Annotated in this window: 11 protein-coding genes and 1 rRNA gene; 5 read left to right on the top strand and 7 right to left on the bottom strand. The window is 60.9% G+C overall.

Translation table 11 applies throughout. The features are described 5' to 3' along the window. Nucleotides 1-62: 62 nt before the first annotated feature. From AB870_RS04695 to AB870_RS04685, 3 genes are all read right to left on the bottom strand, one after another. Nucleotides 63-1595 (bottom strand): 16S ribosomal RNA (locus AB870_RS04695). A 757-nt stretch (nt 1596-2352) separates the two neighbouring features. Then, the gene (locus AB870_RS26280) at nt 2353-2679 is read right to left on the bottom strand and encodes a type III secretion system chaperone family protein (protein ID WP_053059569.1); all 327 of its coding nucleotides are present in this window, start codon (nt 2677-2679) and stop codon (nt 2353-2355) included. Nucleotides 2680-3071: 392 nt separating this feature from the next. Then, entirely contained in the window at nt 3072-3494 is a 423-nt protein-coding gene (locus AB870_RS04685) for a hypothetical protein (protein ID WP_053059568.1), read from the bottom strand. Nucleotides 3495-3890: 396 nt separating this feature from the next. Here AB870_RS04685 and AB870_RS04680 point away from each other — a divergent pair, with 396 nt between their 5' ends. Further along, nucleotides 3891-4268 carry a hypothetical protein gene (locus tag AB870_RS04680; protein ID WP_053059567.1) on the top strand — a complete coding sequence of 126 codons (378 nt, stop codon included), beginning with the start codon at nt 3891-3893 and terminating at the stop codon, nt 4266-4268. 76 nt (nt 4269-4344) lie between these two features. Here the strand turns inward: AB870_RS04680 and AB870_RS04675 are convergent, their stop codons facing one another. Further along, a complete protein-coding gene (locus AB870_RS04675; protein ID WP_047907128.1) occupies nt 4345-5025 on the bottom strand; it encodes a response regulator transcription factor in 681 nt (226 codons plus the stop codon). Nucleotides 5026-5300: 275 nt separating this feature from the next. Between AB870_RS04675 and AB870_RS04670 the strand changes: the two genes are divergently transcribed. Together AB870_RS04670 and AB870_RS04665 are read left to right on the top strand one after the other, a co-directional pair. Next, nucleotides 5301-7154, top strand: coding sequence for an amidohydrolase (locus AB870_RS04670; RefSeq protein WP_157112235.1), 1854 nt, complete (start codon nt 5301-5303; stop codon nt 7152-7154). Nucleotides 7155-7179: 25 nt separating this feature from the next. Continuing rightward, nucleotides 7180-7461: a XapX domain-containing protein gene (locus tag AB870_RS04665; protein ID WP_047907126.1), complete on the top strand. Its 282-nt coding sequence runs from the start codon at nt 7180-7182 to the stop codon at nt 7459-7461. Between the two features lies 1 nt (nt 7462). On the opposite strand, the gene AB870_RS04660 is transcribed toward AB870_RS04665, so the two are convergent. From AB870_RS04660 to AB870_RS04650, 3 genes are all read right to left on the bottom strand, one after another. Then, complete coding sequence (locus AB870_RS04660) at nt 7463-8068, bottom strand: hypothetical protein (protein WP_047907125.1); 606 nt, start codon at nt 8066-8068, stop codon at nt 7463-7465. Nucleotides 8069-8441: 373 nt separating this feature from the next. Continuing rightward, complete coding sequence (locus tag AB870_RS04655; RefSeq protein ID WP_237170048.1) at nt 8442-9293, bottom strand: hypothetical protein; 852 nt, start codon at nt 9291-9293, stop codon at nt 8442-8444. A 66-nt stretch (nt 9294-9359) separates the two neighbouring features. Beyond that, nucleotides 9360-10427: a SphA family protein gene (locus AB870_RS04650; RefSeq protein WP_237170047.1), complete on the bottom strand. Its 1068-nt coding sequence runs from the start codon at nt 10425-10427 to the stop codon at nt 9360-9362. Nucleotides 10428-10904: 477 nt separating this feature from the next. Between AB870_RS04650 and AB870_RS04645 the strand changes: the two genes are divergently transcribed. Both AB870_RS04645 and AB870_RS04640 read left to right on the top strand, forming a co-directional pair. Beyond that, nucleotides 10905-11369 (top strand): autotransporter outer membrane beta-barrel domain-containing protein, encoded by a 465-nt coding sequence (locus AB870_RS04645; RefSeq protein ID WP_047907124.1) that lies wholly within the window; start codon nt 10905-10907, stop codon nt 11367-11369. Between the two features lie 69 nt (nt 11370-11438). Further along, on the top strand, nt 11439-12899 hold the full coding sequence (locus tag AB870_RS04640) for a DUF1214 domain-containing protein (protein ID WP_237170046.1): 1461 nt from the start codon (nt 11439-11441) through the stop codon (nt 12897-12899). Nucleotides 12900-12989: the final 90 nt, after the last annotated feature.

The following is a 12989-nucleotide window of genomic DNA, read 5'->3' as shown; positions in this document are numbered from 1 at the left end:
CTTAGATCTACGCAGTCAACAACCGATAAGCGTGAGCACTCAACTTCCAGTGCATGCTCTAGAAAGGAGGTGATCCAGCCGCAGGTTCCCCTACGGCTACCTTGTTACGACTTCACCCCAGTCATGAATCCTGCCGTGGTAAGCGCCCTCCTTGCGGTTAGGCTACCTACTTCTGGCAAAACCCACTCCCATGGTGTGACGGGCGGTGTGTACAAGACCCGGGAACGTATTCACCGCGACATGCTGATCCGCGATTACTAGCGATTCCAGCTTCACGCAGTCGAGTTGCAGACTGCGATCCGGACTACGATCGGTTTTCTGGGGTTAGCTCCACCTCGCGGTTTGGCAGCCCTCTGTACCGACCATTGTATGACGTGTGAAGCCCTACCCATAAGGGCCATGAGGACTTGACGTCATCCCCACCTTCCTCCGGTTTGTCACCGGCAGTCTCCTTAGAGTGCTCTTGCGTAGCAACTAAGGACAAGGGTTGCGCTCGTTGCGGGACTTAACCCAACATCTCACGACACGAGCTGACGACAGCCATGCAGCACCTGTGTTACGGCTCTCTTTCGAGCACTCCCGCCTCTCAGCAGGATTCCGTACATGTCAAGGGTAGGTAAGGTTTTTCGCGTTGCATCGAATTAATCCACATCATCCACCGCTTGTGCGGGTCCCCGTCAATTCCTTTGAGTTTTAATCTTGCGACCGTACTCCCCAGGCGGTCAACTTCACGCGTTAGCTACGTTACTAAGGAAATGAATCCCCAACAACTAGTTGACATCGTTTAGGGCGTGGACTACCAGGGTATCTAATCCTGTTTGCTCCCCACGCTTTCGTGCATGAGCGTCAGTATTGGCCCAGGGGGCTGCCTTCGCCATCGGTATTCCTCCACATCTCTACGCATTTCACTGCTACACGTGGAATTCTACCCCCCTCTGCCATACTCTAGCCTTGCAGTCACGAATGCAGTTCCCAGGTTGAGCCCGGGGATTTCACATCCGTCTTACAAAACCGCCTGCGCACGCTTTACGCCCAGTAATTCCGATTAACGCTCGCACCCTACGTATTACCGCGGCTGCTGGCACGTAGTTAGCCGGTGCTTATTCTTCCGGTACCGTCATCCCCCCGAGGTATTAACCCAGAGGATTTCTTTCCGGACAAAAGTGCTTTACAACCCGAAGGCCTTCTTCACACACGCGGCATTGCTGGATCAGGCTTGCGCCCATTGTCCAAAATTCCCCACTGCTGCCTCCCGTAGGAGTCTGGGCCGTGTCTCAGTCCCAGTGTGGCTGGTCGTCCTCTCAGACCAGCTACAGATCGTCGCCTTGGTGAGCTTTTACCTCACCAACTAGCTAATCTGATATCGGCCGCTCTTGTAGCGCGAGGCCCAAAGGTCCCCCGCTTTCCTCCTCAGAGCGTATGCGGTATTAATCCGGCTTTCGCCGAGCTATCCCCCACTACAAGGTACGTTCCGATATGTTACTCACCCGTTCGCCACTCGCCACCAGGTGCAAGCACCCGTGCTGCCGTTCGACTTGCATGTGTAAGGCATGCCGCCAGCGTTCAATCTGAGCCAGGATCAAACTCTTCAGTTTAAACCTGTTACTGTTTTCGGTCTTTCGCGATACATCGCTAGAACCGGTCGCTCTCAAAGTATGCTGACAAGTTAATTTCTTAACTTACCTATTACTATGTGAGCCTCAATAAATTTAAAGCTTATCTGCCGAAGCAGACGCACCATTCATCGAGTGCCCACACTTATCGGTTGTTCAATTTTTAAAGATCAATCGCATCGAACTTCGCTTCGTCGCCAACTTACCGCGCCGTCGCTTCGTTTTCTGCGTCGCTGCATCAGCAGCAGAGAAGTGAGATTATGTCGCAGCTTCTCGTCGTCGTCAACAGTTTTTTTCGCCTTCATCGCTCGTCGCTCTCGCAACTCACCAGCCCCAAAACCGCCAACCACCGGGCTTTTCGGCCCGTCGCCTCAACCTCGCCGCCGCTTTCGCTGCGCCGCCGTCGTTGCGAGAGACGAGATATTAATGACCTTCGCCCCATCGCGCAAGTCCTTTGTGAAACTATTTTGACGAGGGGAAGAAGCTTCCGTGTTTGCTTGCCGCTTCGCTTAAAACGAACTGTGCCGCCACGGGCTCGAACCACGGGCGGGCTGTGGCTGTGGTGATCGGGTTCCCGCCACCATACAACGGCGGGCCCGCGATCATTTCGGTCGCGCCGACATCCAGCGTGCCCGCCCGAGCAACGAACTGGCCAGTTCGGGGGCAACGATTACCGGCATTCGGCCAATCGTCGGCACGGAATCTTCGCTAGTGGCCGACGCAGTGCGACGACGCTTCTTCAGTTGAGCGTCATCGGTGCCTGCTTGTCCGCCGGCTCGTCGGCGCCGAGCCTATTGCCCGGCGCGAGCGTGTCGTCACGTTGCACGGCGTGGCCGGCGGATTGCCCGGCGGCCTGCTGCGTGAAGTTTCGCAGATGCAGGAAGAACTGCCCCATCATCTCGACCCACAGCCCCATCGAGAAGCGCAGGAACTCGGGCCTCACGCCGCCCGCCACGAAAACGTCCATCTCCAGCACGAGGAACTCGCCATGCGCGGCCACACGCGCGAAGCGCCGCGAGCGATGCCGTTCGTTGATCAGCCCTTCCGGCAGTTCGCCGCCCTGCACGCGCAGCGGGCAGCGGGCAGCGGGCAGCGGGCAGCGGGCAGCTCAGCGTGAGGTCCAGATACTGGTCCGCCCCCGCCTGATTGCCCCAATGCACCTGATAGCCGATACCGTGGCTCGCGCTGTGCAGGCGCGTGACCAGATCGTCCTGTTGCACGGAGACGGCACACCCGGCGGCGCGAATGGCGTCGGCCACCTGTGCGGACGTCATGAGAAAGTGATGGCATCCGAGGGCGACGACTCATCCGACGTCGCCGGCGCGGCCTGCGCTGCGTCGTGGTTGCCTTGTTGCATCGTGTTTTCTTCGTTCATGCCAGTGGTCCTCAACGTCCTGTCCTTGCGTTTTTGCAAAATCCGCGACGGGGGATGCACTCGTCATGCCCCGTCGCACGGTGTTACTTCGTTGCCGCCGGAGCCGATGCCGTGGCGTCTGCCGGCGCGGGCACCGCAACCGGTTCCGGCTTTGCGGAAGCGGCCGCGATGGCCTGCTGCTCGTCGAACTTGCCCTCGTAAAGCCTGTCGCCGTACTGCTGCGCGATTTGCCCGTACTTCACACGGGCCTGCGTGGCGAACGGCTGACGCGCCGCCACGACGGTCGCCACGTCCATCGTCTCGTAAGCCGTCAGCATTTCCTGGCCGACGGCGTACAACCGATCGTTCTTCTCGCTCGCGAGCTTGAGCGCAGCGCGTTGCACTTCCACCTCGTGCGCGAGTTGTTTGCGCTGGGCGTCGGCCTGACGTGCGGGCCTGAGCAGCTCGTCGTACGCATTGCGATACTGCGCGATCTGCGCGTTGGCCTTATCGGCAATCGTCTTCACCTCCGATTGCGACGCACGGGCGTCCTGCGCAAGACGCTCACGCGCCTGCCGGTGGGCGGCCAGTTGCTGCTGCGCCTCGTCGAGCGCCCGATGCAGTGCCCCCGGTGGCCTGGCTTACCGACGACTACCCGCGCCTGCCGCTACGCCTGTGGAATCGCCTGGCCGCACGCAATCCGTGTCGACATTTCTCTCGAATACGGATGCCTAGACGTTCGGGATCGCAGCCAACTAGCGTTTGTCACGAGAAATTCATCTTTCTCGAAAAACACATGGACTGACGTATGCTTGTTCGGTCGGAGTCCTAATTAATGACGATCCATATCGACAGGGAGACGTGCGATAGCGAGAGAGCGCAGCGAAGTTTTTCGAAGAGGCGAGCGCAGCAGGAAGTGCGCCGTGAGGATCGCCGCAGGGTTGTTGCTCGGTGCGGCATGGCAATTCGCAGCCGCCGCCGGGGACTCGCCTCGCGTGAGTGGCGCGGCGTCGCCACCGGCTTCGCGTGCCGGTTGCGTGGACGTCGAAGTGAACGCTCAGCGCTCACCGCCCTACGACTGCCTGACGAACCGGTTGCAGCCGGCCTCCGCACCGGGGACGGGTCGTGCACCCGGACTCGAATCGGAGGACATTGCGAACCGGCCCGGCAACCAGATCGGCGGCCGGTTCAATTGGAGCGGCACGTCTCAGCACATAGGAAACAACTTCGGCAACGCCGCGACACCGCAGCGTCCGGAAGCGCCGCCGCCACCGGTACCGGTTGTGCGTCCGGGGCGCTGAAACGACGGTTCGCCGCCCGCAACCGGTATCGCATCGGCAAGCCCGCTATGGCGACGATGGCGACGATGGCGGGTATTTATGCCGTCTCGCGGCGATGGCGTCCGATGCCGCCGTGATAGAGCGCGGGCGAAGTCATGCCGAGTTTGTGGGCCATGATGACCAGATCCGCGAACGAGCGCGCTTCCATCTTGCGCATCGCATTGCCGCGATGGATCTTGACGGTCACTTCGCTGATGCCGAGTTCATCGGCAATGTGCTTGTTCATGCGGCCGGCAGCGACGAGCGCCATGACTTCGCGCTCACGCTGGGACAGGCGCTGGGCACGCTCGATCACGTCGATGCTGGCCCGTTCGCGCCCCAGCCGCCGACGGTCCTGCGCGAGCGCCGTGCCCACAGCATCGAGCAGTGCGCCGGCCGGCAACGGCTTGGTGAGGAAATCGACCGCGCCGGCCTTCATGGCGCGCACGCTGGCCGTGACATCGGCCCGCGCTGCAATGAGCACGACGGGAATCGGGTCTTGCATGGCGGCGAGGGTGCTCTGTAGGGCGAGGCCCGCCCCCGGCGTGCCGAGATCGGCGTCCAGCACCAGGCAACCCGGCCCGGTGCTGCGCGCGGCGGCGAGAAACGATGCAGCGCAGACAAAAGCGCGTGCACGCCATCCCGCATCGATCAGGTGCGCGCAAAGCGTGTCGTTCTCGGCCGCGTCGTGATCGACCACGTAGACGGTCGCGATGTCGCTGTCCGGAAGCGGATTCATGCAAGAGCGATGTAGGGATTCGGTGAGCCTGAGTATACGTCAGTCGTGTGACGCATAGCATCGCAAAAAGGCACGGCCGTGCGGACAAATCTGCGCTGGCACACGCGCCATCGAACGTTCACCGCCAGAACTGGCAAGGGACACCGGCGCTAATACGAAAAGACGATAGTGGGTGGCTGGCAGACGGCATACGCTCATGGATCGTTATCGTTGAGCGCGGGTGGCCGCCGATGGTCGCTGATTTCGCCCCTCACCTGTTTCCTCCGGAGTCTCCCATGTCGAATCCCGACCTCATTCTGGTCAACGGCAAGTTCACGACGCTCGACCGCGCCAATCCGCAGGCCGACGCCGTCGCCCTTACCGGCGGTGCGTTCAGCGCGGTCGGAACGCGCGACGACGTGATGCGTTTGGCTGGCGTGCACACGCGAGTCATTGACCTGAAAGGCCGCCGCGTCATTCCGGGGCTGATCGACAGCCACATGCACATCATCCGTGGCGGCCTGAACTACAACATGGAGCTTCGCTGGGACGGCGTGCGCTCGCTGGCCGACGCCATGCGCATGCTCAAGGCACAGGTCGATCGCACGCCCGCGCCGCAATGGGTGCGCGTGGTCGGCGGCTTCACGGAGCATCAGTTTGCGGAGAAGCGCCTGCCCACCATCGACGAACTGAACGCCATCGCCCCGGATACGCCGGTCTTCATTCTTCATCTGTACGATCGGGCGATCCTCAACGGCGCGGCATTGCGCACGGTCGGCTATACCAAAGACACGCCGAACCCGCCGGGCGGCGAGATCGTGCGCGACGCCTCGGGAAACCCGACCGGCCTGTTGCTGGCCAAACCGAATGCCACGATTCTCTACGCCACCCTGGCAAAGGGCCCGAAGCTGCCGCCCGAATATCAGAAGAACTCGACGCGCCACTTCATGCGCGAGGTGAACCGGCTCGGCGTGACGGGTGTGGTCGACGCGGGCGGCGGCTTCCAGAATTACCCGGAGGATTACAACATCATCGAGGAACTGCACCGCGAGGGGCAGCTGACGGTGCGTCTGGCGTACAACCTCTTCACGCAGAAGCCCAAGGCCGAGCTTGCCGACTTCAGCCAATGGGTGAAGCAGGTCAGTCCCGGTCAGGGGGACGATCTCTACCGTCACAACGGCGCGGGCGAAATGCTGGTGTACACGGCGGCCGATTTCGAGGACTTCCGCGTCGAGCGTCCCGAGATGCCGCCATCGATGGAAAGCGATCTGGAGCCGGTCGTGCGGCTGCTCGCGGAGCATCGCTGGCCGTGGCGGCTGCATGCCACCTACGACGAAACCATCTCCCGCGCGCTCGATGTCTACGAAAAAGTCGCGAAGGACATCCCGTTCGACGGCCTGCACTGGTTCTTCGACCACGCGGAGACCATCAGCGAGCGCAATATCGACCGTATCGCAGCGCTGGGCGGCGGCATCGCCGTGCAGCACCGCATGGCCTATCAAGGCGAGTACTTCGTGGCGCGTTACGGCGCGAAGGCGGCCGAAGCCACGCCTCCGGTGCGCCGCATGCTCGAGCGCGGCGTGAAGGTCGGTGCTGGCACCGATGCGACACGCGTCGCGTCGTACAACCCGTGGGTCTCGCTTTACTGGCTCGTCACCGGCAAGACCGTGGGCGGGCTGCGCATGGCCGCACCGGGCAGCCTGCTCGATCGCGACGAGGCGCTGCGCCTGTGGACGGAAGCGAATACGTGGTTCTCGTCCGAAGCGGGCAAGAAGGGGCAGATCAAGGTCGGGCAACTCGCCGATCTGGCGGTGCTCTCCGAGGACTATTTCAGCGTGCCGGAAGACGAGATTCAGGACATCACCTCGGTACTGACGATGCTCGGCGGCACGGTGGTGTACGCAGACGGTGACTTCAGCGGCTATTCGCCGGAACTCCCGCCCGCGATGCCGGACTGGTCGCCCGCGCGTCATGGCGTGGGGTACCGGCCACGTGGACAGCAGGCGCTGAACGTGAGCGTGAGTTGTGCGTGCGCGACGTCGTGCGGCGTGCATGGTCATGCCCATGCGAAAGCGTGGTCGTCGAACGTGCCGGCGTCCGACGAGAGCGGCTTCTGGGGTGCGCTCGGCTGTTCGTGCTGGGCATTCTGAACACACTGGCGGTTCGGAGACTTCCATGAAGCTATATCTCGTATCGCTGGCCGTCGGCGTGCTCGTCGGCATCATCTACGGCGGCCTGGGCGTGCGCTCGCCGGCGCCGCCGGCCGTCGCGCTCATCGGTCTGCTCGGCATGCTGATTGGCGAACAGGCCGTGCCGCCGGTCAAGCGCCTGCTGGCGGGGGAGCCGGTCAATCTGGTGTGGTTTCATCGCGAATGCGTACCGAAGATTACCGGGGTGCCGGCGCCCGCGGCGAAAGCCGCCGCGGATGAGGAGAAAACCGAAGCGCCGAAGGCCTGAGTTACTGGCCGATCCCGTACTGCCGGATCAACTGGGCAACGCGCGGTCTGTCCGGCTCCGGGATGCGATGCATACCGACGTATTTCCAGAATTCCTCCAGGGCAGCCTGGCCCTCGATGCCGTCCCCGAGCAGACACGCCAGCGCATCGGCCCTGTCGTGCGGCGGCAGAATATCGAGGCTCAACACCAGCGCGTCCATGATCCGCTGCCTCCGGCTGCCGGGGAAGAACCGTTCGCCGATCTCGCCCACGAATTGCGACCACGCCTCGGACTGGCTTCCCGCCTTTGCGGCGGCGCCCCACTGTCCGATCAACGCCTGGCTGCGCTGCAACGGTTCCCGAAAGAACAGGAAGTCGGTCGCCGGCGACGGAAGCCCCCGGGACAACAGCCCCGTAACCGAGAGAATCGGCAGTTGCCGGTACGCGCAATTGCGAGGAAGCGGTATCGCCCGGGCGCTGGAAGCCGGCGCGAGCTGCGCAACGGGCCGCAGCATGACAGTCGCGAGATCGGCCCGGAAGTGTTCGTAGGGATGGTTCGCATCAGGGTGATGGTTTGGGGTCGGCGCCACCCGCATCGCAGACACCGTGCCCGTCGTCGCTGCGCTCATAGAAGACATCTTCGATCTCCGTCAATGGTGGGAGACCGCATCCTGACAGCGCATGCCCGGACGACTTTGCGATTGCGCCGGCGGCTTGACGGTTCCGGAGAAGCGCCTCGCATCGGCCCATCGCGTCACTTGCCGTTGTCCGCCCATCGCCACGCGGGGCGCACAAGCGGACGCTAACCGAGAATGGCCGTCACCGAAAAGGATTTGGCGAGCCGGATCACGTTGCAAGCGGGGTCTTCTTCAAGCGCGGTGGCCAGACACGGCGAGTGCGTCACGCCCCATATCTGACTTCGCTGCGAGGCGCGACGGATAAGGCGTCTCAATGCGGGCGTGAGATCCGGAGGCAAGCTGGCCTCGGGTTCGTTCGCCCCCCTCACCGCCCAAACGTCATGTTAAGTCCCGCGAAAATCTGCCACTTCGGCACGCTGCCCGAGTGTGCGACGGAATACTGTGGTTCGACGAAGAGATTAAGAATAGTGGTGCCGCTCTTCCACGCCTTGCCCGCCCCGAATCCGACAGGGATGTAGTAGTTGCCGTGTTGAAGGTCGAACGTCCACGTCGCGGTGGAGCGCAGATACCAGCCCTCGGGAAGGTTCCAGATGAGAAACGGCTGGGTAGTGAGCGACTGAACCGTCGGCCGGTCGCTTTGGCCGGCAAAGGAATGCTGCCATTGCACGAGGGCGCCCAAGAGCCGTTGTTTGTTTGCGTTGACGACGACGGCAGACAGCCCGGCCTGCCACTTTCCGGAGCCAAGCGTCCGGTCTGTTGCCGTGGGAAGTGTGACGAGCGGACCGATGCCAATCTCGGTTTCCCCGGAGTGAACGAGAAATATGTCGAAGAGGTTGACGTCGCCCAGCCCGGTGTTATATCCGCCATTGGGGTCAGGGCGAGTGCTTACCGGAACGGTGACGCGAAATATTTGAGGCACCGGAACGAAACCGTTTGGCCCGAAAGGAATCGTTGGACGAAGCAGCAGATCGTTGGTGTGCCCTCCCGTGCCGAAGAGGCTTGGCGTGTAAAAATTCTGGATATTGAACGACGCGGCGAGATTTAACGGATTGTTGCTTTTGTTTGCATCATCGGCGCTCGTCTGCGCGACCGCATTTCCACCCGTCGAAAGAACCAGCAGTAATATTCCGGCGCAAAGACCCGACGTCAGCCGCCTCACCGCCGCGTGCGGTTTACGTTCGCCACCACCTTCTCTAAAACCCTCGATTCGCGCCACCGCCTGCCTCCGCTCAAGTTCGGACGACACCGTCCACCCGACCGCCATGGAACCACGGCAGAGGCGCTAGAACGAAAGCGTCGCGCTCGCCTGGACAGTACCGGTGCTCTTCAATCGATTGGTACTCGCAATGCTTGGCACCCATCTCAGACTTGCCGAGAGCAGATGCTTGCCCCCAATCTTCGTATCGAACGTGAGAATGGGACCGAGCGTGAAGTCCCGGCCGATGAATCCGTTCAGGCGGTCGGCGAGCGGGCCGCTGTCGCGCCCCAGTTGCTGAACGGTCCCCATCACGAGCCCGACGCCAAGTCCGTTTGCGAATTTCTTGAGCCCCATCAGATCGAGCGTCATCAGCGGGGCATTTTGATAGTTGGTTGCCGTATTTCTCGTGTAGAACTGCAATCCAAGCACCGCGTCGAACTCCAGTCCGTGCTCGGGAAGGAGCTTCGTATAGGCGATCTGCGGGACAAACGTCCAGTTATTGAGGCTCGCGTTGGCCAGTACATTGGGGTCGTAGTGCCCCGTGGGTGCCCAGAAATTGAAGCTCAGGGCGATATGGTCGGTTTGCGAAAAGTGATATCCCGCGAGGACCGGTGTGAAATACATATCGAACAGCGAGGAAGCGCGATCACCGTTGGCACGATTCAGTCCTCCGGCCGCAAACGTCGCTCTGGCTTCAGTCCAGACATAGGGAAGCGTCACGCCGCTCGCCAAGCTCCAGCCCCCGCGACTTCCCCAAACCCGCAATACCGACGCCAGGGTAAAGGCGACCTTGGCCTCGATGCCCAATGACGTCGTTCCCGCTACCGGAACCTGACGATTCCCGCCGATGCTTCCGTCCAGATAAACCTGCTGAAGGCTGAACAACGTCATGGGTTCGGGCGGCACAATCCCGGCGCTCGACAATACGCTCGTGCCGGCAACCGGGCGACCCAACGCCCCCTCAGTCGCTGACGCGTCGGGCTGAAGCAGAAAAACGCCTGCCGCAACAAAAATGCCAATAGACGCCCTGACCAGCGCTTGCGAGCCATGCAGGCGAAAACGGCCATGAGGTCTTGTCTCGCACATGTGCAGGCGTTTGCCTTCATAAGGGTCGTTCATAAGCATCGCTCCAGGTCCCAACCTCAGGGGCATCCTTCAATGATCGGGGCATGGTTGGTCGGATAAATATAATCGTTAAGAAATGACAAATACAACAACTTCTCGGCCGGCAGTTTATTGGAGTTATTTAAATTACCGAAAATGATGACGAGAATTTACCATCACCCCGAAAAAACAGAGATCGCGCCATGCACCACCCCCAATGAAACACCCCTCTCACGCGACACCCATTTATTAATATATCCGCCATTGATAATTATTGTATTTATCAAAAACGCCGAACGTTTTTTAATTTAATTCCAAGCCTCACTATTTAAAACCCTCATCATTCCCGAATGCGCAGACGAGATTTCCATGCGGAAATTGATATTGCTTACGTCCTGCTTCTCGCGAACATGCCGTGGCATTCGCATCATGCAGCGGGAACCTTATGTCGCACCGAAACGCATGTCGTGCGGTGTTCGTTTGTACTGAAGGGGCAACCTTTTCAAGCGCCGGAGCGAGGAAGGCGTGTGGCGCTTCGGCCTGACGGGATCGGCGGGTTGGCTTCATGTCGAACCCGAAGCGATCGACGGCTATCGCGCGACAGCCGGAAACACCTACCGGGTATCCGGATATGCGACCTATCAGAGCACCGCCGGCTGGTATGCCGACAACGTATTGCCGTTTGGCAACCAGGTGCTGGGCCGGCTTGGCGTCAGGCTTGTACGGCCGTTCGACATTGCGAACGGCCGGGTAACACCCTATGCGGCAATCGATTACCTGCACGCGTTTTCGGATGGAACGAATGTCAACGTGGGCGGGATCGCGTTCACAAGTGGAAAGTTGGGAGACGCGATTCGCCTGTCGCTCGGCGCCAACGCAACAATGACAGCGCGGATGTCACTGTATGGCCGTGTTTCGTGGTCCCACGATCGGGGCAATGCCGGCATGCGCGGGTGGTTGTTTAACGCGGGAGCGAGGTACGTGTTCTAGTAACGCGAACAGTGACAGCCGGGATTCAAAATGACGAAAAGCGCATTCCTTCGAATAATATAAATTACTTTGTGTGGCGACACGCTTGTGCCGGAAAGAAGACTGGTTAGAATTGCACTTGCATTTCCCCAGGATCAAATACGGTTTCCTCACCCGGAGTGCGATGTCATGAAAGTTCGCCACGCTGTTCTCGCTTTCGCCATATGCGTCGGTACGGTGCCGCATGCCGCTGCGCAGAGTCCCACGACAACGGCTGCGCAGAGTTCGAGAGCGGCTCCGGCGTCAACCACGCTCACTGACGAGCAAATCAGCCAGGCCTACATCTACCTGCTTGGGCGTCTTCTGATCGCGCGACAGGAGCAACTGGATTTCCGTAACGGCTTTCACTGGAATGAACTGGTGCACCGGGCGCCTGGCGCGGTGGACTGGCCGAACCCGAACCTGGACGTCGCTTATTCGGAGGCGTGGATTGCTGTCGACGACAGCCATTGCGCGGTCATCTCCGTGCCGAAAATCGAGGGCAGATACTTTACCGTGCAGCTTTTGGACGGGTGGGGTGAAACGCTCGCCAATATCAACGAACGGTTGTACCCGGGCAGATCTTCCGGCGACTTCGCGTTTTGCCACTTCGACGCCGATGTCCGTCTACCCGACGGCACGCGACGCATCGACATACCGGTCAAGCAGGCGCGCATGCTCACGCGTGTTGCCCTCGGTAACGACTGGGAGGGTGCGATCGCGCTCCAGCATCGGTTCGCGCTTTCCTCCACGGGAACGGTGCGCACGCCTGACGTGCCACGCACGCTCATGTTCGACGAAACGGTGTTCCCGGGCGTCGAGGCATTTGACTCGGCGAATTCCGCCCTGGACAGCGAGACCGATCGCAATCCCGGCTTTCGGGAAATTCAGGCGCTCGCACGCCGGGTCGCAGGCGCGGCACAGATGCCGGCAGAGCGTGCCCGTATCGACCGGGTCATCCGTTCGCGCGCATTCAAGGAATTGGTCAGCGCCGGCGACATCATTGGACATGGCAGTTTGCGCAACGGGTGGGCAAGACCGTCAGTGGTGGGCGAGTACAGTACCGATTACCTGACGCGCACACTGGTGAACCGCGGTGGCATCTGGGCCAATATCAAGCCGGAGGTGCTTTACTATCGTTCGTCGAAGGACGCCAATGGGAATGAGTTGAATGGCGACAATGTATACACGCTGACCTTTCCCAAGGGGGCGCTACCGTCACGATTTGCCACGTATTTCTGGTCGGTGATCGCGGTGGACAGTGCCCGTTTCCGGGTGCTGCCGAACGAGCAGAAGAAATATCTTCTCAATGAGGCTGCCGGTCTTACCTATGGCGCCGACGGTTCGCTGACGCTCTATTTCGCGGCGGAAAAGCCGGCAGACGCGCCCGCAGCCAACTGGCTTCCGACACCCCGTGGCGCGAAATACAGGCTGACATTCAGATACTACGGTCCGGTCGATGGCGTAGCCAACGGCACGTACTATCCGCCCCCGCTCGTGAAAGTCAAGTGAACGTGCCTGGATTCGGCTCAGGTCAACGTTGCGGCGCGACGCGGGCTTGCCACCGGATAATGCTCGTTTCAAGAGGTGGCTGATGTTTGC

Source organism: Pandoraea faecigallinarum, from assembly GCF_001029105.3.
In the GTDB taxonomy this organism is placed as follows: domain Bacteria; phylum Pseudomonadota; class Gammaproteobacteria; order Burkholderiales; family Burkholderiaceae; genus Pandoraea; species Pandoraea faecigallinarum.
This window is presented reverse-complemented; position numbering and strand designations above follow the sequence as displayed.